This window comes from Pseudomonas sp. BN415 (assembly GCF_029871195.1).
Taxonomy (GTDB): Bacteria; Pseudomonadota; Gammaproteobacteria; order Pseudomonadales; family Pseudomonadaceae; genus Metapseudomonas; species Metapseudomonas resinovorans.
The window spans coordinates 1-22,554 of record NZ_SSOK01000039.1 but is presented as its reverse complement, the minus strand read 5'-3'; the positions used below and the strand labels follow the sequence as shown (position 1 = coordinate 22,554).

Here is a 22,554-nt window from a genome sequence, read left to right as displayed (position 1 = left end):
AAGGCCGCGCGCCCTCCGTACTCATTGGGAAACCTGATAAGGAGAACCAACGAATGAACAAGGTATTGCTGATCGACAACCAGCCGATGCTCCGCTTTGCAACTCGCGTACTACTGGAACGCGAGGACTACGACGTAGTCGGCGAAACGGAAAGTGGTGTCGAAGGCCTGAGCATGGCCCGATCACTGCGGCCCGATCTGGTCGTCCTGGATATCGCCATTCCAAAACTCGACGGCCTGGAAGTCCTCGGACGGCTCAGCGCCATGGACTCCAATCTCAAACTGCTGGTACTCACTTCCCTGCCAGCGTCGCTCTATGCCAACCGCTGCCTTCAGGCAGGCGCCACGGGCTATCTGTCCAAGCAGGAACAGGCGGTCAGCCTGATCTCCGCGGTGCGCTCGGTGCTTTCCGGCTACAGCCTGTTCCCCAGCACGGTGCACCTGCCTGGCACGTCACAGCCCGGCGAGGCCAATGACAGCCAATTGCTGGAATGCCTCTCCGACCGCGAACTGGCGGTGCTGCAGAACCTGGCCAACGGCAAGAACAACCAGGAAATCGCCAAGCAGCTATTCATCAGCCACAAAACGGTCAGCACCTACAAATCCCGCTTGATGGACAAACTGAAGACCCGCAACCAAGTCGACCTGATCGATTTCGCCCGCCGCTACGTAATGCCCACCCCCTGAGCATCCCTCCCCACGGTCGACGCCGCCTCAACGAGGCGGCGGCAGACCTATCACACAGCCCACATGACGAGGCCGCGGCAGCTCGCAATGAACCGCCGCAATGGCTTCGACCCGCGCAGCCACAGGCGCAGCCAAGACCGCCGAGCGTGACGACCCGGCATCCACGTTCATCAGCATTTGCTCGCTGGCTGCCAACAGCTCCTCTCCACCAGACAGGTACAGCCCATGGTGAATCTGCAGCCGCTTGGCGTCATGGGCGAGCAGTTGCGTGCGCACTTCCACCTCGGCCCCCAGCTTCACTTCCGCCAGGTAATTGAGGTGGCATTCCAGGGTGAACAGCGTATGGCCGGTGGCGGCACGACCTTGTTCGTCGAGGCCGATCTCGTCCATCAGCGCATCGGTGGCGTAGCTGAAAATCAGCAGGTAGAAGGCATCGCGCAGGTGGCCGTTGTAGTCCACCCATTCGGGCAGAATGGCAGTGCGGTAGGTAGTCAGGGCGTGACTCATGCAGAAGCTCCCAACGAGGCGCCGCCTCCCTGGAGAGAGGGCGCCGCTACGGAGTGGCGGGAAGATTGAAGGTCAGTCGGCGAAGGCGAAGCCGTGGCTGGCCTTGGTCTCCTTGATGGCACCGAGTACCGCCAGGAGGGCGTCGTCGCGGTAGCGCTCCAATTCGGCGATGCTGCGCGAGCCTTGCTGTTCGGCAGTGCCCTCCACCACCCGGTCGATCAGGGTTTCGGTGAGTTCCGGGGCTGGCAGGTAGGTCCAGGGCAACTGCAGTGCCGGGCCGAACTGGGCCATGAAGTGGCGCATGCCGGCGTTGCCGCCCGCCAGGGTGTAGGTCAGGAAGGTCCCCATGAACGACCAGCGCAGGCCGGCGCCAAAGCGAATGGCGTCGTCGATCTCACCGGTGCTGGCCACGCCGTCGTTGACCAGGTGAAGCGCCTCGCGCCAGAGGGCTTCGAGCAGGCGATCGGCGATGAAGCCCGGTACTTCCTTGCGCACATGCAGCGGACGCATGCCCAGCGCGGTGTAGATCTCGATGGCGGCCTGAACGGCCTCCGGCGCGGTTTTCTCGCCACCCACCACTTCCACCAGCGGCAGCAAGTAGACCGGGTTGAAGGGGTGACCGACAACGCAGCGCTCCGGGTGGCGGGCGTCGGCGTAGAACTCGCTGGGCAAGAGGCCCGAGGTGCTGGAACCGATGATCACGTCAGGCCGCGCCGCCGCGCTGATCTTTGCATGCAGGTCGAGTTTCAGATCGAGGCGCTCCGGGGCGCTCTCCTGGATGAAGTCGGCGTCGCGCACGCATTCTTCGATGGTCTCGACGAAGCACAGGCGCGCCTGGGAGGCGCCAGGGGCCAACCCCTGTTTCTGCAGCGCCGGCCAGGCGTTGGCGATGCGGGCACGCAGGGCGGCTTCGGCGCCGGGGGCCGGGTCCCAGGCGATGACATCGAGGCCGTGGGCCAGGGCGCGGGCGATCCAACCGCTGCCGATAACGCCGCTGCCGAGCGCGGCGAAGGTCTTGATCTGGGTGACGAAGGACATGGAGGCTCCTGATCATGTAGCCCGGATGCAATCCGGGGTGGTCGTCTGGTACTTCCCGGAGGCCATCCGGGCTACGAAACCTGTGGGAGAGGGCAAGGCGCGAATCTGGCCACCCTCACCCCCGGCCCCTCTCCCAGAGGGAGAGGGGAGAAAAGCTAGCGGCGCTTGAGGTTCATCTTCTCGCGCCCCTCGGCCGGGGTCAGGGCACGGCCGCCGAGGCGCTGGATGATCTCGATGGCACGCTCTACCAACTGCCCGTTGCTGGCGTGCACGCCGCGATCCAGCCAGATGTTGTCTTCCAGGCCCACACGCACGTTGCCGCCCAGCAGCATCGCCTGGGCGACCATGGGCATCTGCATGCGGCCGATACCGAAACCGGCCCAGGTGCAGCCCGCGGGGAGGTTGTCGGCCATGGCCTTCATGGTGGTGGTGTCAGCCGGTGCGCCCCACGGGATGCCCAGGCAGATCTGGAACAAGGGGTCGTCCAGCAGGCCTTCCTTGAGCATCTGCTTGGCGAACCAGAGGTGGCCGGTGTCGAAGATTTCCAGCTCGGCCTTGACCCCAAGCTCGGTGATGCGTTTGGCGCCAGCACGCAGCTGTGCCGGGGTGGAGACGTAGATGAAGTCACCGTCGCCGAAGTTCAGGGTCCCGCAATCCAGGGTGCAGATTTCCGGCAGCAGTTCCTCCACATGGGCCAGGCGCTCCAGCGGGCCGACCAGGTCGGTACCGGTGCCGAACTCCAGGGGCTGCTCGCCCTTGCCGATCTCGAGGTCACCGCCCATGCCGGCGGTGAGGTTGATGATGATGTCGGTGTCGCTCTCGCGGATGCGTTCAACCAGCTCGCGGTACAGCGCCACATCGCGGCTGGGCTTGCCGGTCTTCGGGTCGCGCACATGGCAGTGGGCAACCGTGGCGCCGGCCTTGGCCGCCTCGATGGCGGCAGCGGCGATTTCCTTCGGGGTAACGGGAATGGCCGGGTGCTTGCCGACGGTATCGCCGGCGCCGGTAACTGCACAGGTGACGATGACTTCATAGTTCACGGTTGTTTCATCCTTCTGCGAGGCGATCGGAAACCGCGCGCGGCGAACCGCGCACGTGGCGTTGCATTGAGTTACTTGAGGGTAGCGAGAGCGCTGTCTATGCCACTCTTGCCGTCGAAGGTGGTCACACCGGCGAGCCAGCCCTTGACCACTTCAGGATTGGCTTTCAGCCACTCGCGGGCGACTTTGGCCGGGTCCTTGCGATCCATGATCGGCTGCATCAGCTCTGCTTCCTGCGCGCTGGTGAAGCGCAGGTTGGTCAGCAGGCGGTCGGCGTTGGGGCAGCGCTGGGCGAAGTCCGGCGCGCTGACAGTGGAGACGGTGGCAGCGCCATCGTTGGGGCCGAACACACCCTCGCTGCCGGTCAGGTAGGTGATGGGCATCTGGATGTTCATCGGATGCGGCTTCCAGCCAAAGAACACCACCGGTTTGTTGTTCTTCACCGCGCGCTTGACTGCGGTCAGCATGGCGGCCTCGCTCGACTCCACTAGTTTGAAGCCACCCAGGCCGAACTGGTTGGTATCGATCATCTTCTGGATCGCGGTATTAGCGCCGGAGCCGGATTCGATGCCGTAGATCTTGCCGTCCAACTGATCCTTGAACTTGGCGATATCGGCGAAGGTGCGCAGCCCCTGCTCGGCGGTGTAAGTGGGTACGGCCAGTACGGCGATGGCATCGCTCAGCGAAGGCTCTGCGGCAACCTTCACCGACTTGGTTTCGAGGAACGGCTTGATGTTGTCGTCCATGATCGGCTTCCAGTAGCCGAGGAAGACATCGACCTGCTTCTTCTGGATGCCGGCGAAGATGATCTGCTGCGATGCCTGGGTCTGGGTGGTCTGATAGCCCAGGCTGCCGAGCAACTCGTTGGCGACGGCGGTGGTGGCGACGACATCGGTCCAGCCGACCACACCCACACGGATCTTCTGGCAACTAGCGTCTTCGGCGGCGAATGCGGCGGAACTGGAGAGGGCGAACAAACAGCAACCAGCGAATGCGGTGAGACGTTTCATTGATGCTCCCCTTGCGGCCAAACGGTTCATGTATTTGTTGTGCAGGAGTCGGGGGCGACTCCTTCCGTTTTCGGGCGCCACTTCAACCCGATGGACACAAATTACGCAGCGCCGAAGCGCCCGATTCGAACTAAAACGACTACCTGTTGAACAGGAGCGACCACCTTTCTTGCGCGCATGGGCACAGTGCCTTTTAGTGCGTTATCGCCTTCGCGGAAAGCGTCCATGCCCCAGACCTTCAGTTTCCTCCTGTTGCCAGGCTTTTCCATGATGGGCCTGATGTCGGCAGTCGAACCCTTGCGGGTCGCCAACCGATTTCGCGGCGAACTTTACCGCTGGCGCCTACTGAGCCTGGATGGCGGCCCGGTACCGAGCAGCAATGGAATGTCGCTGAACGTGGATGGGGGGCTGAATGTACCGCCCGAGGCCGATTGCCTGTTCGTGGTGGCCGGCTTCGATCCCCTGGCCAACTTCGGCCCACGCCTGGCTCACTGGCTCAACCGGGCCGAGCGCGAGGGGCTGCGACTGGGTGGCATCGACACGGGCAGCTTCGTGCTGGCCGAGGCCGAACTTTTCACCAGCCAACGTCTGACCCTGCACTGGGAAGCCATTGAAGCCTTTCACGAGCGCTACCCGGCGCTCTGCGTCACCCAGGAACTCTTCGAAATCGATGGTCGGCGCATCACCAGCGCCGGTGGCACCGCCAGTCTCGACCTGATGCTCACGCTGATTGCCCGCAGCCACGGTGAAGCCCTGGCACTGCAGGTCTCCGAGCAGTTCGTACTGGGTCGCATCCGCACCCAGCAGGACCACCAGCGCATGCAGATCGCCAGCCGGTTCAACGTGCATAACAAGAAACTGGTGCAGGTGATCGGGGAGATGGAGCGGCACAGCGAAATGCCGCTGAGCTCACGCGAACTGGCCGAATTGGTGAGCGTGACGCCACGCCAGCTGGAGCGGCTTTTCCGTCTGCACCTGAAGGAAACGCCGTCGAACTTCTATCTCGGCCTGCGCCTGGACAAGGCCCGCCAACTGCTGCGCCAGACCGATATGAGTGTGCTGGAAGTGGCTCTGGCCTGCGGCTTCGAATCCTCTTCGTATTTCTCCCGCGCCTACCGCACGCGGTTCGCCACTCGCCCGAGCCAGGACCGGCACGAGCACCCGGACCAGGAGCCTGCTCGGCAGCTGGGCTGAGCGACAAGGAACCTGCGGGGCTACTGGTGTGTTGAAGGGGCGAATTCATTCGCCCCTTCAGGTATTTGCCGCAAGCTGCGGACGCGCAGGGCTAGACCGCCCTCCCCTGCTCCGCCAGCGCCTCCTGCACCAGGGGGTGCAAGTTCTCTCCGTGGTGCTCCACCTGCCAGGCCATCAGCTCAATACGCATGGCCGGCGTCCAGAAGCTCTGCAGGTGGGTACGGACCCCCTTCACCGCCTGGTCCTTGTCCGGTTCGGTGGCGAAGAACTGGGCGATCTGGTTGGCCATCTTGATCAGGTTGTCGGTGCTCATCGGCGTACCTCGGCTTTCTCGGTCCTGCGGCGCTCCTTGAGCAGGCGCCGCTGTTCGTCACTGAACTCCTGATAGCGTTTCTGCCATTCGGAAGGCTGGTAGACCCGCGTGACCTCCACTGCAGTGACCTTGTATTCCGGGCAGTTGGTGGCCCAGTCGGAGTTGTCGGTGGTAATCACGTTGGCCCCCGATTCGGGGAAGTGGAAGGTGGTGTACACCACCCCCGGCGCGACCCGCTCGCTGACCCGGGCGCGCAGCACCGTCTGCCCCGCACGACTGCCCACACCCACCCAGTCACCTTCGTGAATGCCACGGCTCTCCGCGTCAGTCGGATGGATTTCCAGGCGGTCCTCCTCGTGCCAGGCGACGTTGTCGGTACGCCGCGTCTGGGCGCCGACGTTGTACTGGCTGAGGATGCGCCCGGTGGTCAGCAGCAGCGGGTAGCGGTTGTTGACCTTCTCCTCGGTGGGCACGTAGCCGGTGAGCATGAAACGTCCCTTGCCACGCACGAACGCGTCGATGTGCATGGTCGGCGTGCCATCCGGGGCGGCCTCGTTGCACGGCCATTGCAGACTGCCATGGCGGTCCAGTTGGGCGTAGCTGACCTTGGTGAAGGTCGGCGTCAGGCGGGCGATCTCGTCCATGATCTCGGACGGATGCTTGTAGTCCATCTTGTAGCCCAGGGCGTTGGCCAAGGCGACGGTGGCTTCCCAGTCAGCCTTGCCGCCCAGCGGGTCCATCACCTTGCGCACGCGGGAGATGCGCCGCTCGGCGTTGGTGAAGGTGCCGTCCTTCTCCAGGAACGAGCTGCCCGGCAGGAACACATGGGCGAACTTGGCGGTTTCGTTGAGGAAGATGTCCTGCACCACCACGCATTCCATCGCCGACAAAGCGGCGGTGACGTGCTGGGTGTTGGGGTCGCTCTGGGCGATGTCCTCACCCTGGCAGTAGAGCGCCTTGAAGGTGCCACCGAGGGCCGCCTCGAACATGTTGGGGATGCGCAGACCCGGATCGGGCTGCAGCGTCACCCCCCAGGCCTGCTCGAACTGGGCGCGTACCGTGTCGTTGGAGACATGGCGGTAGCCCGGCAATTCATGCGGGAAGGAGCCCATGTCGCAGGAGCCCTGGACGTTGTTCTGCCCGCGCAGCGGGTTCACGCCGACACCTTCGCGGCCGATATTGCCGGTGGCCATGGCGAGGTTGGCGATGCCCATCACGGCGGTACTGCCCTGACTGTGCTCGGTGACGCCCAGGCCGTAGTAGATCGCCGCATTGCCGCCGGTAGCGTAGAGACGGGCAGCGGCGCGGATATCGTCAGGCGACACACCGCAGATCGGCCCCATGGCCTCCGGCGAGTTCTCCGGATTGCCGACGAAGTCGCGCCAGCGGGCGAAGTCCGCCGGTTCGCAGCGCGCGTCGACGAAGTCCTGCTTGACCAGTCCTTCGGTGACGATCACATGGGCCAGGGCGTTGAGCATGGCGACGTTTGTGCCCGGTCGCAGCGCCAGGTGCAGCTCAGCGCGAGCGTGGGGGGAATCCACCAGGTCGATGCGGCGCGGGTCGATGACGATCAGTCGCGCGCCCTGGCGCAGGCGACGCTTGAGCTGGGAGCCGAACACCGGATGGGCGTCCGTGGGGTTAGCGCCGATCACCAGGACCACATCGGCCTGCATCACCGAGTCGAAGCTCTGGGTGCCGGCGGACTCGCCCAGAGTCTGCTTGAGCCCGTAGCCGGTGGGCGAGTGACAGACACGGGCGCAGGTGTCGACGTTGTTGTTGCCGAACCCGGCGCGCACCAGCTTCTGCACCAGGTAGGTCTCTTCGTTGGTGCAGCGACTGGAGGTGATGCCACCAATGGAATCACGCCCGTACTTGAGCTGGATGCGACGGAACTCGCTGGCCGCGTAGGTCACCGCTTCGTCCCAGCTGACTTCCTGCCAGGGATCATCGATGTGCTTGCGGATCATCGGTTTGGTGATGCGGTCTGGGTGGGTGGCGTAGCCCCAGGCAAAGCGCCCCTTTACGCAGGAATGGCCGTGGTTGGCCTGACCGTTCTTGTCCGGGACCATACGCACCAGCTGGTCGCCCTTCATTTCGGCTTTGAACGAGCAGCCGACGCCGCAATAGGCGCAGGTCGTGATGACGCTGCGCTCCGGCTGGCCCATCTCCACCACGCTCTTTTCCATCAGCGTGGCGGTTGGGCAGGCCTGCACGCAGGCGCCGCAGGACACGCATTCGGAGTCGAGGAAGTTGTCGCCGCCGGCCGCTGCCACGCGGGACTCGAAGCCGCGTCCGCTGATGGTCAGGGCGAAGGTGCCCTGGGTTTCCTCGCAGGCGCGTACGCAGCGGTTGCAGACGATGCACTTGCTCGGGTCGTAGTCGAAATAGGGGTTGGAGACGTCTTTCTGCTCGTCCAGGTGATTGGCACCGTCGTAGCCGTAGCGCACTTCGCGCAGGCCCACCTGACCGGCGACCGTCTGCAGCTCGCAGTTGCCGTTGGCCGAGCAGGTCAGGCAGTCCAGCGGGTGATCGGAGATGTACAGCTCCATCACGTTGCGCCGCAGGGTGGCGAGCTTGGGCGTCTGGGTGTGGACGACCATGCCCTCCGTTACAGGCGTGGTGCAGGACGCCGGGTAACCACGCATGCCGTCGATTTCCACCAGGCACATGCGGCAGGAGCCGAAGGCTTCCAGGCTGTCGGTGGCGCACAGTTTGGGAATGGTGGTGCCGAGCAGCGCGGCGGCACGCATCACTGAGGTGCCGGCGGGCACGCTGATCTCACGACCGTCGATGCTCAGGCTGACCTGCACCTCGCTTTCACGGGCTGGGGTGCCGAGGTCGATATCGCTGGCGGGATCGAAGATATTGATCATTGGTCGGCCTCCACGGGCTCAAGACCGAAGTCGGCAGGGAAGTGCTTGAGCGCGCTGGTCACCGGGAAGGCGGTCATGCCACCCAGGGCGCAGAGCGAACCGTACGTCATGGTGTCGCAGAGGTCCTTGAGCAGCAGGGCCTGCTCCTCGCGAGCGGTGATGTCCGTAGCGGCGATCAGCCGGTCCACCACTTCCACACCACGGGTCGAGCCGATGCGGCATGGCGTGCACTTGCCGCAGGATTCCTCGGCGCAGAACTCCAGGGCGAAGCGGGCCATATGGGCCATGTCCAGCGTGTCGTCGGCGACCACTACGCCACCGTGACCGAGCATCGCGCCCATGGCGGCGAAGGCCTCGTAGTCCAACGGTGTGTCGAATTGCCACGGCGGCACCCAAGCGCCCAGCGGGCCGCCCACCTGGGCGGCCTTCAGCGGGCGGCCACTGGCAGTACCGGCGCCATAGCCTTCCACCAGCTCACGCAGGGTCAGCCCGAAGGCGCGCTCGACCAGGCCGCCGTGGCGAACGTTGCCAGCCAGCTGGAAGGGCATGGTGCCCAGCGAACGGCCCATGCCGAAGTCACGATAGAACTGCGCGCCTTGGGCCAGGATAACCGGCACCGAGGCCAGGGTGAGCACGTTGTGCACCAGCGTCGGCAGGCCGAACAGGCCCTCCAGCGCCGGCAGCGGCGGCTTGGCACGGACCACGCCGCGCTTGCCTTCGAGGGAATCCAGGAGTGCGGTTTCCTCGCCGCAGATATAGGCACCGGCGCCGACCCGCACTTCCAGGTCGAAGGCACGGCCACTGCCGCCGACGTTGGCGCCGAGGTAACCGGCTTCGCGGGCGATTTCGATGGCTGCGCGCAGGGTTTCGACCGATTGCGGGTACTCGGAGCGAACGTAGATGTAGCCCATGGTTGCACCGACGGCGAGGCCGGCGATGGCCATGCCCTCGATCACCAGGAAGGGATCGCCTTCCATCAGCATGCGGTCGGCGAAGGTGCCGGAGTCGCCTTCGTCGGCGTTGCAGACCACGTATTTCTGTGCGGCGGCGGCGCCACGCACGGTGCGCCACTTGATGCCTGCCGGGAAGGCTGCGCCGCCCCGACCACGCAGGCCGGAATCCAGCACGGCAGTGACGATGTCATCGCCGCTCAAACCAATCGCGCGCGCCAGCCCTTCGAAACCGCCGTGGGCACGGTAGTCATCCAGGGATAGCGGCCGGGTGATGCCGGCGCGGGCGAACAGCAGCCGTTGCTGGCTCTTCAGGTATGGCAGTTCCTCCACCGGCCCCAGGGCCAGCGGATGGGTGCTGGCATCGCCCTGCAGGGCGTCCAGCAGGGAAGGAACGTCCTCCGGCGCAACCGGGCCGAAGCCCAGGCGACCTTCGGCGCTTTCCAGCTCCAGCAGCGGCTCCAGCCAATAGAGGCCACGGGAGCTGGTGCGGTGCAGTTCGATCGGCAGCTGCCGGCACTCGGCTTCGCGGGCCACGGCCTCGGCCAGCTCGTCGGCACCTACGGCACGGGCCACGGAATCACAGGGGATGCACAGCCTCAGCATGAGCTGTCCTCCAGGCACCCGTTCACCAGGGAGCGCAAGCGCTCGGGGGTGAGTCGCGCATGCAATTGACCGTCCAGCTCAAGGGCCGGCGAGCAAGCGCAGGCCCCAAGGCAATAAACCGGCCGAAGGCTTATCCGCCCGTCGGCACTGGTGCCATGGTCGTCCAGCTCCAGGTGCTCGCGCAGCTGCGCAGCCAGGCGCTCGGCGCCCATGCTCTGGCAAGACTCGGCGCGGCACAGGCGCAGGATATGGCGCGCCGGCGGCGTGGTACGGAAGTCGTGGTAGAAACTGACCACTCCGCGCACCTCGGCCAGGCTGAGGTTGAGGGCGTGGGCGATTTCGGCAATGGCGACGTCGGGAATGTACCCGGCGCCTTCCTGGATGGCGTGGAGGATCGGCAGCAGGGCACCGGGGGTGTCCTTCTCGCGCTCCAGCACGCTGTGGATCAGGGGCAGGTGAAGCGTCTCATCAGGCATACAGCGTTCCTCTGCTTCACGAACGACAGGCTGAAACCGGTCGTCCGGAGGTCTCGGCTGCGACTCACCCACCACGTCACGGAGGCGTGGCCTTGCTGGTGGCCGTCCCTGCATCCCGGCCGGGCGTCTACGCGCACTAGCCCGGGGCATTCGGGGAGCTTGCCATCCCCGCCGTTCAGAAATTGCACCCCAACGACCCTTCGCGTCCTGAAACCGACCTTGGCTGACGGGTGGGGAAAATTGAACGCTCGTTCCTTCTTTATAGGTGCTTCGGACAGAAGATTGGCGAGGGGCGGACCTGCGGTTGCCGCGGGATTACCTGTGGGCTCGCCCAGCCCCATGGAATGCGCCCCTTCCGAACCCGGCTTGCCCATTCGCGACCGGCTTGACGCTTTCGGCAATACCCCGGTCGCTTTTGCGCGATAGCGCCGAATCCCCCGGGGATATGCTCCCCCCAAAGCGCCGGCAGAAGATTCGGCGCATGGATAACAGGGGACAGCCTGATGAGCCCAGCCGAACTGCACGCCGACAGCATCGTCATCGATGGTCTGATCATCGCCAAGTGGAACCGTGAACTCTTCGAAGACATGCGCAAAGGCGGTCTGACCGCGGCCAACTGCACCGTGTCGGTCTGGGAAGGCTTCCAGGCGACGGTGAACAACATCGCCGCCAGCAGCAAGCTGATCCGCGAGAACAGCGACCTGGTGATCCCCGTGCGCACCACCGCCGACATCCGCAAGGCCAAGGAGCAGGGCAAGACCGGCATCCTCTTCGGTTTTCAGAATGCCCACGCATTCGAAGACCAGATCGGCTACGTGGAAGTGTTCAAGCAGCTCGGCGTGGGCATCGTGCAGATGTGCTACAACACCCAGAACCTGGTCGGCACCGGATGCTACGAGCGTGACGGCGGCCTGTCCGGCTTCGGTCGCGAGATCGTCGCCGAGATGAACCGCGTCGGTGTCATGTGTGACCTCTCCCACGTGGGCTCCAAGACCTCCGAGGAAGTGATCCTCGAATCGAAGAAGCCGGTCTGCTACTCCCACTGCCTGCCGTCAGGCCTGAAAGAACACCCGCGCAACAAGTCCGATGAAGAACTGAAGTTCATCGCCGACCACGGCGGCTTCGTCGGTGTGACCATGTTCGCCCCCTTCCTCGCCAAGGGCATCGACTCGACCATCGACGACTACGCCGAAGCCATCGAGTACGTGATGAACATCGTGGGCGAAGACGCCATCGGCATCGGCACCGACTTCACCCAGGGCCATGGCCAGGACTTCTTCGAGTGGCTGACCCACGACAAGGGTTACGCCCGCCGCCTGACCAACTTCGGGAAGATCGTCAACCCGCTGGGCATCCGCACCGTGGGCGAGTTCCCCAACCTCACCGAGACCCTCCTTAAACGCGGCATGCCCGAGCGCGTGGTGCGCAAGGTCATGGGCGAGAACTGGGTACGTGTGCTCAAGGACGTCTGGGGCGAATAACGCCGACCCGAACCGGACACGACCGTAGGGTGGATGACGCTCTGTTCATCCACCGGTCACCGCCCGGTGCCTCACCTCTGCGGTGGATGGATAAAGCGCCAGCTACGCGCCCCGATCCACCCGACACCCAACCTGAATTCGGAGTTATCCACATGGCCAAACACGCCCCTGAAATGCCCATCGAAGTCGACAGCGAAACCGGCGTCTGGACCACCGACGCCCTGCCCATGCTGTATGTGCCGCGCCACTTCTTCGTGAATAACCACATGGGCATCGAAGCCGAGCTGGGCCCGGAGCGTTACGCCGAGATCCTCTACAAGGCCGGCTACAAGTCCGCCTGGCACTGGTGCGAAAAAGAAGCCGAGTGCCATGGCCTGGAAGGTGTCGCGGTGTTCGAGCACTACATGAAGCGCCTGTCCCAACGCGGCTGGGGCCTGTTCCAGATCGAATCCATCGACCTGGACAAGGGCACCGCCCAGGTACGCCTGAAGCACTCCGCCTTCGTCTACGTCTACGGCAAGGTCGGCCGCAAGGTCGACTACATGTTCACCGGCTGGTTCGCCGGCGCCATGGACCAGATTCTCCAGGCCCGCGGCAGCAGCGTGCGCACCGTCGCCGAGCAGCTGTACAGCGGCTCGGAAGAAGGCCACGACGACGGCCTGTTCATCGTCAAACCTCTGTAAGGCGAGGCTCGGGAAATGGCATTCGAAGCAATGTTCCAGCCGATCCAGATCGGCAAACTCACCATCCGCAACCGTGTGCTGTCCACCGCCCACGCCGAGGTTTATGCCACCGATGGCGGCATGACCACCGACCGTTACGTGAAGTACTACGAAGAGAAGGCCAAGGGCGGCATCGGCCTGGCCATCTGCGGCGGTTCCTCGGTGGTGGCCATCGACAGCCCGCAGGAGTGGTGGAGCTCGGTGAACCTGTCCACCGACCGCATCATCCCGCACTTCCAGAATCTGGCCGACGCCATGCACAAGCACGGCGCCAAGATCATGATCCAGATTACCCACATGGGCCGCCGCTCCCGCTGGGACGGCTTCAACTGGCCGACCCTGATGTCGCCCTCCGGCGTCCGCGAGCCGGTACACCGGGCCACCTGCAAGACCATCGAGGTCGAAGAAATCTGGCGGGTGATCGGCAACTACGCTCAGGCCGCGCGTCGGGCGAAGGAAGGCGGCCTGGACGGCGTGGAATTGTCCGCCGTGCACCAGCACATGATCGACCAGTTCTGGAGCCCGCGCGTCAACAAGCGTACCGACGAGTGGGGCGGCACCTTCGAAGGCCGGATGAAGTTCGGCCTGGAGGTGCTCAAGGCCGTGCGCGCCGAAGTGGGCGACGACTTCTGCGTCGGCATGCGTATCTGCGGTGACGAATTCCACCCGGACGGCCTGTCCCACGAGGACATGAAGCAGATCGCCAAGTATTACAGCGACACTGGCATGCTCGACTTCATCGGCGTGGTCGGCTCGGGTTGCGATACCCACAACACCCTGGCCAACGTGATCCCCAACATGAGCTTCCCGCCGGAGCCCTTCCTGCACCTGGCGGCGGGTATCAAGGAAGTGGTCAACGTGCCGGTACTGCACGCGCAGAACATCAAGGACCCGAACCAGGCCACCCGTATCCTCGAAGGCGGCTACGTGGACATGGTCGGCATGACCCGCGCGCACATCGCCGACCCGCACCTGATCGCCAAGATCAAGATGGGCCAGGTCGACCAGATCAAGCAGTGCGTCGGCGCCAACTACTGCATCGACCGCCAGTACCAGGGCCTGGACGTGCTGTGCATTCAGAACGCCGCGACCTCCCGTGAATACATGGGCGTGCCGCACATCATCGAGAAGACCACCGGCGTGAAGCGCAAGGTAGTGGTCGTCGGTGGTGGCCCAGCTGGCATGGAGGCGGCCCGCGTGGCGGCCGAGCGCGGCCACGACGTCACCCTGTTCGAGAAGAAGGACCAACTTGGCGGCCAGATCACCACTGCCTCCAAAGCACCGCAGCGCGACCAGATCGCAGGCATCACCCGCTGGTACCAGTTGGAACTGGCGCGCCTGGGGATCGACCTGCGCCTGGGCACCGCGGCCGACCCGGACACCATCCTCGACGTGCGCCCGGACATCGTCGTCCTGGCCAACGGTGGTCATCCGTTCATCGAGCAGAACGAGCACTGGGGGGCTGCAGAAGGCCTGGTGGTCAGCAGCTGGGACATCCTCGATGGCACCGTGGCACCGGGCAAGAACGTGCTGGTATACGACACCATCTGCGAGTTCGGCGGCATGTCGGTCGCGGACTTCCTGGCCGACAAGGGCGCCCAGGTTGAGATCGTCACCGACGACATCAAGCCAGGCATCGCCGTGGGCGGGACCTCCTTCCCGACCTACTACCGCAGCATGTACCCCAAGGAAGTGATCATGACCGGCGACCTGATGCTGGAGAAGGTCTACCGCGAGGGCGACAAGCTGGTGGCTGTGCTGGAGAACGAGTACACCGGCGCCAAGGAAGAGCGCGTGGTCGACCAGGTCGTCATCGAGAACGGCGTACGGCCGGACGAGGGCCTGTACTACGCACTCAAGCAGGGCTCGCGCAACAAGGGCCAGATCGACGTCGAGGCGCTGTTCGCCATCAAGCCGCAGCCCTGCCTGAGCCAGCCCGGCGACGGCTACCTGCTGTTCCGCATCGGTGACTGCGTGGCCCAGCGCAACACCCACGCGGCGATCTACGACGCTTTGCGTCTGTGCAAGGACTTCTAAGCGCACACACGGACGGCCCCCTCTCCCGCTTGCGGGAGAGGGCGGGGGGAGAGGGCAAGGCGGCGACTCAAGCGTTTCCGGCATCCCCCTCTCCCTAACCCTCTCCCTCAGGGAGAGGGGACTGGTTCGGAGCACCCCTTTCGGTCCCTGCAAGGAGACCAACAATGCTGAACACCCTTCTTCCCATCCTGCTCTTCGCTGCCCTGGCACTCGCCGTGCTGGGTGCCGCGAAGCGCTTCTTCATGTGGCGCCGGGGCCGACCGTCTAAGGTCGACTGGATCGGCGGCCTCATGGCCATGCCGCGCCGCTACCTGGTGGACCTGCACCACGTGGTCGAGCGCGACAAGTACATGTCCAAGACCCACGTCGCCACGGCTGGCGGCTTCGTGCTGTCGGCCCTGCTGGCGATCGTCGTGCACGGCTTCGGCCTGCATAACCGCATCCTCGGCTTCGCCCTGCTCGCCGCCACCGTGCTGATGTTCGTTGGCGCGCTGTTCGTCGCCAAGCGTCGGCGCAACCCGCCGGCGCGGCTGTCGAAAGGCCCGTGGATGCGCCTGCCGAAGAGCTTGCTGATGTTTTCGGCGAGCTTCTTCATCGCCACCCTGCCGGTGGCCGGCATCCTGCCGGAAGGCTTCGGCGGCTGGTTCCTCGCTGGCATCCTGGCCATCGGCGTGGCCTGGGGCGTGTCCGAGCTGTTCTTCGGCATGACCTGGGGCGGCCCGATGAAGCACGCCTTCGCCGGTGCCCTGCACCTGGCCTGGCACCGTCGCGCCGAACGCTTCGGCGGTGGGCGCTCCACGGGTCTCAAGGCACTGGACCTGGCCGATCCGAATGCCCCGCTGGGCGTGGAAAAGCCCACCGATTTCACCTGGAACCAACTGCTCGGCTTCGATGCCTGCGTGCAGTGCGGCAAGTGTGAGGCGGTATGCCCGGCGTTCGCCGCCGGCCAGCCACTGAACCCGAAGAAACTGATCCAGGACATGGTCATCGGCCTCGCCGGTGGCAACGACGCCAAGTTCGCTGGCAGCCCCTATCCAGGCATCCCGCTGGGCGAACACAGCGGCGGCCCGCATCAGCCGATCGTGTCCCTGCAAGGCAAGGCACTGGTATCCGCCGAGACCCTCTGGTCCTGCACCACCTGCCGGGCTTGCGTCGAGGAATGCCCGATGATGATCGAGCACGTCGACGCCATCGTCGACATGCGCCGCCACCTCACCCTGGAGAAGGGCGCGACCCCGAACAAGGGCGCCGAGGTGCTGGAGAACCTGATCGCCACCGACAACCCTGGCGGCTTCGCGCCTGGCGGTCGCCTGAACTGGGCCGCCGACCTGAACCTGCCGCTGATGAGTGAGAAGAAACAGGCCGAGGTGTTGTTCTGGGTCGGCGATGGTGCCTTCGATATGCGCAACCAGCGCACCCTGCGCGCCTTCGTCAAAGTACTGAAAGCCGCCAACGTCGATTTCGCCGTGCTCGGCCTGGAAGAACGTGACAGCGGTGACGTGGCCCGTCGCCTGGGTGATGAAGCCACCTTCCAGCAACTGGCCAAGCGCAACATTGCCACGCTGAACCAGTACCGCTTCAAAAAGATCGTGTCCTGCGACCCGCACAGCTTCCATGTACTGAAGAACGAGTACGGCGCCCTGGGCGGTCAGTACGAGGTCCAGCATCACAGCACCTACATCGACGAGCTGATGCAGCGCGGCAGCCTCAATCTTGGCCAGCACAAGGGCGGCAGCGTGACCTACCACGACCCTTGCTACCTGGGCCGCTACAACGGCGAGTACGAGGCGCCGCGCAACGTGCTCAAGGCCATCGGTATCGAAGTGAAGGAAATGCAGCGCTCCGGTTTCCGCTCACGCTGCTGCGGCGGTGGCGGTGGCGCGCCGATCACCGACATTCCCGGGAAGCAGCGGATTCCGGACATGCGCATGGTGGACATCAAGGAAACCGGCGCCGAACTGGTGGCCGTGGGTTGCCCGCAGTGCACCGCGATGCTCGAAGGTGTTGTGGCGCCGCGTCCGGAGATCAAGGACATCGCCGAACTGGTGGCAGATGTACTGATCGAGACAACGGTGGAAGCAAAAAAGCCGTCGGCGGCTAAAGCTGCCGTGGAGGTGGCGTGATGGTACGCACAGCACCAGCAGCAGGTGTAGGCGCGAGCTTGCTCGCGAACCGGCACCGCGCCGACGTCACCCCCTTCGCGAGCAAGCTCGCTCCTACGATGCATACCCACTCGCCATTGGAGGTCCGCCCATGAGCGACATCATCCGCCGCGACCCGCGTGCCGAGTGGATCGCCCGCAACCGCCTGCACCCGCTGCATGCCGCCATGCAGCAGCAGGGGCAGACGAGCTGGATGGGCCCCAACGGCGTCATCCGCAAGAATCCACATGCGATCGCCGCCGGCTTCATAGGCCCCAATGGCCTGAAACGGATCGACCGCAGCGGCGCCCAGCAGGGCACCGCTGGCAAGCGCAGCGCTACAACCGAAGTGGTGCAGCTGCCGCTGCATGTAGTCGAGCAACCGGCCTTCCACATCTGCGTGGTACCGGACATGGTCGGTGGCCGACTCTCCAGCCACGACAAAGACCTGCTGGGCCTGGCCAACAAGCTGGCCGGTAGCGAAGGCGTGGTGGTTGCCGTGCTCTTCGGCGAAGACAAGGAGGCCGCCTTCGACACCGCCGGCGTCGACCGCGTCCTGCGCATCGAGGGCGAGGCCTTTGACGGTTATGCTCCCGAAGCGCGCGTGCTGGCCTTGAGCGCCGTGGAAAGCCAGCTCGCCCCGCGTCACTGGTTGCTGCCCGACAGCCGCACCGGCGGCGGAGAATTGGGCCGCCGGCTGGCCGCCAAGCTTGGCGAGCGCCCGGCCACTCGCGTCTGGCAAGTCGCCAATGAGCAAGCTATCGGCCGCGCCGGTGCCGGCCGCGAAGACCTGGTGCGCGCTGTACCGCGCCTGATCCTTGCCGCTGCCGAATGCGCCGAGCCGGTCAGCGAAACCCGCCATGAAGCCCGTCCGCTGGAACTGGCCACGAACATCGCCCACAGCCTGGCGCGCATCGAAGACCTCGGCCCGGTGGCCGTGGACCCGGCGCAGATTCCCATGGCCGAGGCGGAGTTCATCCTCTCCGGTGGCAACGGGGTCAAGGATTGGCAGCTGTTCCACGAGGCCGCCGTGGCCCTCGGCGCTACCGAAGGTGCCTCCCGCGTGGCGGTGGACGACGGCTTCATGCCGCGCAACCGCCAGGTGGGCGCCACCGGTACCTGGGTCACCGCGCGGGTCTACCTGGCCGTCGGTATCTCCGGCGCCATCCAGCACCTGCAGGGCATTGGTGCCTGCGACAAAGTGGTGGCGGTGAACATGGACCCGGGCTGCGACATGATCAAACGCGCCGACCTCTCGGTGATCGGCGACTCCGGTGCCGTTCTTGCCGCCCTGATCCAACTGGCCACCGAATACCGTCAGGGAGGGGCACGCGATGCCGCATGACGCACTGAAGATCGTCAGCCTGGTCTCCATCGGCGCGCACCCGACCTCGGGCCGCGCACGCCGCGCCGACCAGGACGCCCGCGCCGTGGAGCTCGGCCTGCGCCTGGCCGGCCCGCGTCTGCGCGTGGTCCACGCCGGCAATCCGCATGAGGAAGCCCTGCGTGCTTACCTGGGCATGGGCCTGGATGACCTCATCGTCCTCGAGCAGAGTGCGCAGGACGACGCCCTGCCGCCGCTGGGCGACTTCCTCCGCGAGAGCGGCGCCCAGCTCGTTCTCACGGGAAGCCAGGCGGAAACCGGCGAAGGCTCAGGGATGCTGCCCTACCTGCTGGCAGAACGCCTGGGCTGGCCACTGGTGGTGGGCCTGGCCGAAGTGGAAAAAGTTGATAACGGCGTGGCCCAGGTGCTGCAAGCCCTGCCCCGCGGCCAGCGTCGCCGGCTGAAGGTGCGCCTGCCCTTCGTCGCCAGCGTCGACAACGCCGCCCCTACCGCACGCCAGAGCGCATTCGGCCCTGCCCGTCGCGGTCGTATCGAGGCCGAGGACGTGGAGCTGGTGGAGGATGTATTGTTCGCCGAGGCCCAGCTGCAACCGGCCCGCCCACGGCCCAAACGGCTCAAGGTGATCAAGGCCAAAACCGGCGCCGAGCGGATGAAGGCGGCCACTGCCAAGGCATCCGGTGGCGGCGGCCAGGTTCTCAAGGACGTCTCGCCGCAAGCCGGGGCCGAAGCTATCTTCAAACTGTTGCTGGAAGAAGGCGTGCTGCGCTGACCGCGCGGCACCATTTGGGAGGAATAGCGCGATGATGCATGCCGATCTGATCGACCAGGAAGATTTTCGAGAGCGCCTGGTGGCGCTGGGTATCAGCATCCCGCCGGGGGTCACTGCCGAGCAGGCCTGCGAACAGGCCGTGAGCGGCCTTAGCCCGGAGCGCGCCTTGGCCCTGCGGCGCCTGGTGGAAGAGCTGCTCGGTGGCAGCGCCACCCTGCTGCCCAATGTGCGCGAAGCCATTTCGCGCACCCTGCTGCCGGCCCTGGTGCCGCGCTGAGAGCCGATACACCGGAAACGAGAAAGGGCGCCATAGGCGCCCTTTTTCGTGGGAGCGAAAACACTCGAACTTTGTAGGTGCCAATTCATTTGCCAAGGGCAGCGAAGCTGCCCCCATTCAAGCTCAGAAGGGCGGACCTGCGGCCCGCTGGGCGAATAAATCCGCCCCTACAGGCAATCCATTGCAAATCGCAGATCATTCGCCCAGGTGCGCCGCTCAGACCACCCGCACGCTGGCGAAGGTCGACTCACCCTGGGCGCGGCTCAGGGCCACGCCCGCGGTGGAAGGATTGCGCACCAGTTCGTCCGGCACCGGCATCAGCGCCACCACGTTGGCATTCTGGCCGGCGCGCTCGTCACGCGGCGGGATGCCGAAGTACTCGCGGTAGCACTTGGAGAAGTGCGGAGTCGAAACGAAGCCGCACACCGAGGCCACCTCGATGATGGACATCGCGGTCTGCTTCAGCAGTTGGCGTGCACGGATCAGGCGCAGCTTGAGGTAGTAACGCGACGGCGAGCAGTGCAGGTACTTCTGGAACAGACGCTCCAGCTGGCGGCGCGAGACATCGACGTAGCAGGCCAGCTCGTCGAGGTCGATGGGTTCTTCCAGGTTGGCCTCCATCAACGCGACGATTTCCTGCAGCTTCGGCTGGTTGGTGCCCAGCATGTGCTTGAGCGGCACGCGCTGGTGATCCTGCTCGTTGCGGATGCGCTCGTAGATAAACATCTCCGAGATGGCTGCAGCCAGTTCGCGGCCGTGCTCGCGGGCGATCAGGTGCAGCATCATGTCCATCGGCGCAGTGCCGCCGGACGAGGTGTAGCGGTTACGGTCGATGGAGAACAAGCGCGTGCTGATGCCAGCACGGGGGAAGGCTTCCTGCATCGCGGCCAGGCACTCCCAGTGCACGCTGCACTCGAAGCCGTCGAGCAGACCGGCCTTGGCCAGCGCCCAGCTGCCGGTACATACGGCGCCCAGTTGGCGACCCTGGCGGGCCTGCACCTGCAACCAGTGCGTATGTTCGCGGCTGACGCTGTGCTGAATGTCGACACCGCCACAGACGATCACGGCGTCCAGGGCCGGTGCGTTATCCAGGCCACTGTCAGGGGTGATCTGCAGGCCGTCGCTGGCACTGACGGGGCGTCCGTCCTGGCTGAGGGTGTACCAGCGGTAGAGTTCACGACCGGAGAGGTGGTTGGCCATGCGCAGCGGTTCTACCGCGGACGCCAGGGAAATCAGGGTGAAGTTGTCCAGCAGCAGGAAACCGATGGACTGGGGAACACGGTTCTGGGGTTGAGCCCCTTGGTTGAACTGTGACATCAGTGAAACCCTCAGGCTAGGCAAGGAGCGGAGCCCCGTTTCGAGGCTTTTTCTTATGGCCTGGTACTGCGAAACCAGGGAATACCAAATATAGGCAAAGGCCGTGCCTAACTTGATTGATCATTCAATTAAAAACAGTTGAATGCATCCAAGGCCCGTGCCAGTGGGCCTAGGCGAGAGCGACAGAAGTTTTCTGTTTGCGACCGCCAGAGCCCGCGCTTGCTGGGCCCTGGGGACTTAGGTAGCACTGATGGTGCAGGCGGATGTCACCCCGTGCCGCAGGCCACACCTTCAGTAACAGACGAACGGTTCCTACAGTGACTATCGAGTCACACCACCGTTCGGCGCATTGCGCACCATCGCGGGGCGGTGACGGAGTCGCCGGGCAATGACAGGTCAGCACTCGATGGCGCTGACCGCCAGACCGCCGCGGGAGGTTTCCTTGTACTTGTCGTGCATGTCGGCGCCGGTGTCGCGCATGGTGCGGATCACCCGGTCCAGCGAGATGAAGTGCTCGCCGTCGCCGCGCAGTGCCATCTGCGCCGCGTTGATCGCCTTCACCGCAGCAATCGCGTTGCGCTCGATGCACGGCACCTGCACCAGCCCGCCCACCGGGTCGCAGGTCAGCCCCAGGTTGTGCTCCAGACCGATCTCCGCCGCGTTCTCCAGCTGCGCCGGCGTCGCTCCCAGCACTTCCGCCAGGCCCGCCGCCGCCATCGCGCACGCCGAACCGACTTCACCCTGGCAACCGACTTCGGCACCGGAGATCGAGGCGTTCTTCTTGCACAGGATGCCGACGGCCGCCGCCCCGAGGAAGAAGTTCACCACGTCGTCTTCGCTGGCCTCGGGGTTGAAGCGCATGTAGTAGTGCAGCACCGCCGGGATGATCCCCGCCGCACCGTTGGTAGGCGCGGTGACCATGCGCCCGCCGGCGGCGTTTTCCTCGTTCACCGCCAGGGCGTAGAGGTTCACCCATTCCATCGCGCTCATGGTCGAGCCGATGACGTTGGGCTTGCCCAGCTCCTGCAGGCTGCGGTGCAGCTTGGCGGCGCGCCGGCGCACGTTCAGCCCGCCGGGCAGGATGCCTTCGTGGCCGAGGCCGTTGGTCACGCATTCCTGCATGGCGTCCCAGAGCTTCAGCAGCCCGGCGCGAATCTCCGCTTCGCTGCGCCAGGCCTTTTCGTTGGCCAGCATCAGTTCGGCAATGCGCAGGTTGTGCCGCTGGCACAGCTCCAGCAGTTCTTCGGCGCTGGAGAAGTCGTAGGGCAGTTCGGTGTGGTCCTGGTCCAGTTGCCCAGACTTGGCCTGGGCTTCGTCGACCACGAAACCGCCACCGATGGAGTAGTAGGTGTCGCGGTGCAGTTCACCGCCTTCGCCTTCGACGATCAGGGTCATGGCGTTGGGATGGTAGGGCAGGTTCTCGTCCAGCAGCAGCAGGTCGCGCGACCAGTCGAAGACCACCGGGTGGCTGCCGTCCAGCAGCAGTTCGCGGGACGCCTGCAGCGCTTCGATGCGCGGGGCGATCTGCTTGGGGTCGACGCGGTCCGGCCATTCGCCCATCAGCCCCACCAGGGTGGCGCGGTCGGTGCCGTGGCCAACGCCGGTGGCCGACAGCGAGCCATACAGGCGCACCTCGACCCGTCGCACCTGCTCCAGCAGGCCGCGCTCGCGCAGCGCCGTGGCGAACAGCGCCGCCGCCCGCATCGGGCCCACGGTGTGCGAGCTGGAAGGGCCGATACCGATCTTGAACAGGTCGAACACGCTGATAGCCA

Annotated in this window: 19 protein-coding genes; 9 read left to right on the top strand and 10 right to left on the bottom strand. The window is 65.1% G+C overall.

Features of this window, described 5'->3' with window-relative positions; all coding sequences use genetic code 11:
- Positions 1 to 53: 53 nt before the first annotated feature.
- On the top strand, positions 54 to 686 hold the full coding sequence (locus E8F20_RS10310; RefSeq protein WP_028630417.1) for a response regulator transcription factor: 633 nt from the start codon (positions 54 to 56) through the stop codon (positions 684 to 686).
- 27 nt (positions 687 to 713) lie between these two features.
- Here the strand turns inward: E8F20_RS10310 and E8F20_RS10305 are convergent, their stop codons facing one another.
- The 4 genes from E8F20_RS10305 to choX form a co-directional block, all read right to left on the bottom strand.
- On the bottom strand, positions 714 to 1,193 hold the full coding sequence (locus E8F20_RS10305; protein ID WP_280283633.1) for a thioesterase family protein: 480 nt from the start codon (positions 1,191 to 1,193) through the stop codon (positions 714 to 716).
- Between the two features lie 72 nt (positions 1,194 to 1,265).
- Positions 1,266 to 2,231, bottom strand: coding sequence for an L-carnitine dehydrogenase (locus E8F20_RS10300; protein WP_280283632.1), 966 nt, complete (start codon positions 2,229 to 2,231; stop codon positions 1,266 to 1,268).
- Between the two features lie 155 nt (positions 2,232 to 2,386).
- On the bottom strand, positions 2,387 to 3,271 hold the full coding sequence (locus E8F20_RS10295; RefSeq protein WP_028630414.1) for a 3-keto-5-aminohexanoate cleavage protein: 885 nt from the start codon (positions 3,269 to 3,271) through the stop codon (positions 2,387 to 2,389).
- 71 nt (positions 3,272 to 3,342) lie between these two features.
- Positions 3,343 to 4,281, bottom strand: coding sequence for a choline ABC transporter substrate-binding protein (choX, locus tag E8F20_RS10290; RefSeq protein ID WP_028630413.1), 939 nt, complete (start codon positions 4,279 to 4,281; stop codon positions 3,343 to 3,345).
- 225 nt (positions 4,282 to 4,506) lie between these two features.
- Here choX and E8F20_RS10285 point away from each other — a divergent pair, with 225 nt between their 5' ends.
- Positions 4,507 to 5,475: a GlxA family transcriptional regulator gene (locus E8F20_RS10285; protein ID WP_280283631.1), complete on the top strand. Its 969-nt coding sequence runs from the start codon at positions 4,507 to 4,509 to the stop codon at positions 5,473 to 5,475.
- Positions 5,476 to 5,566: 91 nt separating this feature from the next.
- Here the strand turns inward: E8F20_RS10285 and E8F20_RS10280 are convergent, their stop codons facing one another.
- Genes E8F20_RS10280 through E8F20_RS10265 form a run of 4 tightly spaced genes read right to left on the bottom strand, consistent with a single transcriptional unit; the run spans position 5,567 to position 10,693 of the window.
- Positions 5,567 to 5,788 (bottom strand): formate dehydrogenase subunit delta, encoded by a 222-nt coding sequence (locus tag E8F20_RS10280; protein WP_137823420.1) that lies wholly within the window; start codon positions 5,786 to 5,788, stop codon positions 5,567 to 5,569.
- The gene (gene fdhF, locus E8F20_RS10275; RefSeq protein WP_280283630.1) at positions 5,785 to 8,661 is read right to left on the bottom strand and encodes a formate dehydrogenase subunit alpha; all 2,877 of its coding nucleotides are present in this window, start codon (positions 8,659 to 8,661) and stop codon (positions 5,785 to 5,787) included. The genes E8F20_RS10280 and fdhF overlap by 4 nt, the downstream gene beginning before the upstream one ends.
- Complete coding sequence (locus E8F20_RS10270) at positions 8,658 to 10,217, bottom strand: formate dehydrogenase beta subunit (RefSeq protein ID WP_280283629.1); 1,560 nt, start codon at positions 10,215 to 10,217, stop codon at positions 8,658 to 8,660. The genes fdhF and E8F20_RS10270 overlap by 4 nt, the downstream gene beginning before the upstream one ends.
- Positions 10,211 to 10,693 carry a formate dehydrogenase subunit gamma gene (locus E8F20_RS10265; RefSeq protein WP_280283628.1) on the bottom strand — a complete coding sequence of 161 codons (483 nt, stop codon included), beginning with the start codon at positions 10,691 to 10,693 and terminating at the stop codon, positions 10,211 to 10,213. The genes E8F20_RS10270 and E8F20_RS10265 overlap by 7 nt, the downstream gene beginning before the upstream one ends.
- Before the next feature lie 503 nt (positions 10,694 to 11,196).
- Between E8F20_RS10265 and E8F20_RS10260 the strand changes: the two genes are divergently transcribed.
- The 7 genes from E8F20_RS10260 (at position 11,197) to E8F20_RS10230 (ending at position 19,465) form a co-directional block, all read left to right on the top strand.
- Complete coding sequence (locus E8F20_RS10260) at positions 11,197 to 12,174, top strand: dipeptidase (protein WP_028630524.1); 978 nt, start codon at positions 11,197 to 11,199, stop codon at positions 12,172 to 12,174.
- A 152-nt stretch (positions 12,175 to 12,326) separates the two neighbouring features.
- On the top strand, positions 12,327 to 12,857 hold the full coding sequence (locus E8F20_RS10255) for a DUF5943 domain-containing protein (protein WP_028630523.1): 531 nt from the start codon (positions 12,327 to 12,329) through the stop codon (positions 12,855 to 12,857).
- Between the two features lie 15 nt (positions 12,858 to 12,872).
- Positions 12,873 to 14,933, top strand: a complete 2,061-nt coding sequence (gene dgcA / locus E8F20_RS10250; RefSeq protein WP_137823423.1) for a dimethylglycine demethylation protein DgcA — start codon at positions 12,873 to 12,875, stop codon at positions 14,931 to 14,933.
- Positions 14,934 to 15,097: 164 nt separating this feature from the next.
- Positions 15,098 to 17,056 (top strand): dimethylglycine demethylation protein DgcB, encoded by a 1,959-nt coding sequence (gene dgcB, locus E8F20_RS10245; protein ID WP_280283627.1) that lies wholly within the window; start codon positions 15,098 to 15,100, stop codon positions 17,054 to 17,056.
- Positions 17,057 to 17,186: 130 nt separating this feature from the next.
- Positions 17,187 to 18,419, top strand: a complete 1,233-nt coding sequence (locus E8F20_RS10240) for an electron transfer flavoprotein subunit alpha/FixB family protein (protein WP_280283626.1) — start codon at positions 17,187 to 17,189, stop codon at positions 18,417 to 18,419.
- Positions 18,409 to 19,188: an electron transfer flavoprotein subunit beta gene (locus E8F20_RS10235; protein WP_280283625.1), complete on the top strand. Its 780-nt coding sequence runs from the start codon at positions 18,409 to 18,411 to the stop codon at positions 19,186 to 19,188. Before E8F20_RS10240 ends, E8F20_RS10235 begins: the two co-directional genes overlap by 11 nt.
- A 31-nt stretch (positions 19,189 to 19,219) precedes the next feature.
- Complete coding sequence (locus E8F20_RS10230; protein WP_028630518.1) at positions 19,220 to 19,465, top strand: hypothetical protein; 246 nt, start codon at positions 19,220 to 19,222, stop codon at positions 19,463 to 19,465.
- 216 nt (positions 19,466 to 19,681) lie between these two features.
- Here the strand turns inward: E8F20_RS10230 and E8F20_RS10225 are convergent, their stop codons facing one another.
- Entirely contained in the window at positions 19,682 to 20,782 is a 1,101-nt protein-coding gene (locus E8F20_RS10225; RefSeq protein ID WP_028630517.1) for a GlxA family transcriptional regulator, read from the bottom strand.
- Between the two features lie 396 nt (positions 20,783 to 21,178).
- The coding region (locus tag E8F20_RS10220) for an L-serine ammonia-lyase (RefSeq protein WP_280283624.1) at positions 21,179 to 22,554 on the bottom strand (1,376 nt) is incomplete at its 5' end.

What these genes read in the sequence shown, in the direction of transcription:
- E8F20_RS10265 (WP_280283628.1), bottom strand. Translation starts at nt 10,693, where the DNA reads ATGCCTGATGAGACGCTTCACCTGCCCCTGATCCACAGCGTGCTGGAG.
- E8F20_RS10225 (WP_028630517.1), bottom strand. Translation starts at nt 20,782, where the DNA reads ATGTCACAGTTCAACCAAGGGGCTCAACCCCAGAACCGTGTTCCCCAG.
- E8F20_RS10300 (WP_280283632.1), bottom strand. Translation starts at nt 2,231, where the DNA reads ATGTCCTTCGTCACCCAGATCAAGACCTTCGCCGCGCTCGGCAGCGGC.
- dgcB (WP_280283627.1), top strand. Translation starts at nt 15,098, where the DNA reads ATGCTGAACACCCTTCTTCCCATCCTGCTCTTCGCTGCCCTGGCACTC.
- E8F20_RS10270 (WP_280283629.1), bottom strand. Translation starts at nt 10,217, where the DNA reads ATGCTGAGGCTGTGCATCCCCTGTGATTCCGTGGCCCGTGCCGTAGGT.
- E8F20_RS10280 (WP_137823420.1), bottom strand. Translation starts at nt 5,788, where the DNA reads ATGAGCACCGACAACCTGATCAAGATGGCCAACCAGATCGCCCAGTTC.
- dgcA (WP_137823423.1), top strand. Translation starts at nt 12,873, where the DNA reads ATGGCATTCGAAGCAATGTTCCAGCCGATCCAGATCGGCAAACTCACC.
- E8F20_RS10305 (WP_280283633.1), bottom strand. Translation starts at nt 1,193, where the DNA reads ATGAGTCACGCCCTGACTACCTACCGCACTGCCATTCTGCCCGAATGG.
- E8F20_RS10235 (WP_280283625.1), top strand. Translation starts at nt 18,409, where the DNA reads ATGCCGCATGACGCACTGAAGATCGTCAGCCTGGTCTCCATCGGCGCG.
- E8F20_RS10240 (WP_280283626.1), top strand. Translation starts at nt 17,187, where the DNA reads ATGAGCGACATCATCCGCCGCGACCCGCGTGCCGAGTGGATCGCCCGC.
- E8F20_RS10230 (WP_028630518.1), top strand. Translation starts at nt 19,220, where the DNA reads ATGATGCATGCCGATCTGATCGACCAGGAAGATTTTCGAGAGCGCCTG.
- E8F20_RS10260 (WP_028630524.1), top strand. Translation starts at nt 11,197, where the DNA reads ATGAGCCCAGCCGAACTGCACGCCGACAGCATCGTCATCGATGGTCTG.
- choX (WP_028630413.1), bottom strand. Translation starts at nt 4,281, where the DNA reads ATGAAACGTCTCACCGCATTCGCTGGTTGCTGTTTGTTCGCCCTCTCC.
- E8F20_RS10285 (WP_280283631.1), top strand. Translation starts at nt 4,507, where the DNA reads ATGCCCCAGACCTTCAGTTTCCTCCTGTTGCCAGGCTTTTCCATGATG.
- fdhF (WP_280283630.1), bottom strand. Translation starts at nt 8,661, where the DNA reads ATGATCAATATCTTCGATCCCGCCAGCGATATCGACCTCGGCACCCCA.
- E8F20_RS10255 (WP_028630523.1), top strand. Translation starts at nt 12,327, where the DNA reads ATGGCCAAACACGCCCCTGAAATGCCCATCGAAGTCGACAGCGAAACC.
- E8F20_RS10310 (WP_028630417.1), top strand. Translation starts at nt 54, where the DNA reads ATGAACAAGGTATTGCTGATCGACAACCAGCCGATGCTCCGCTTTGCA.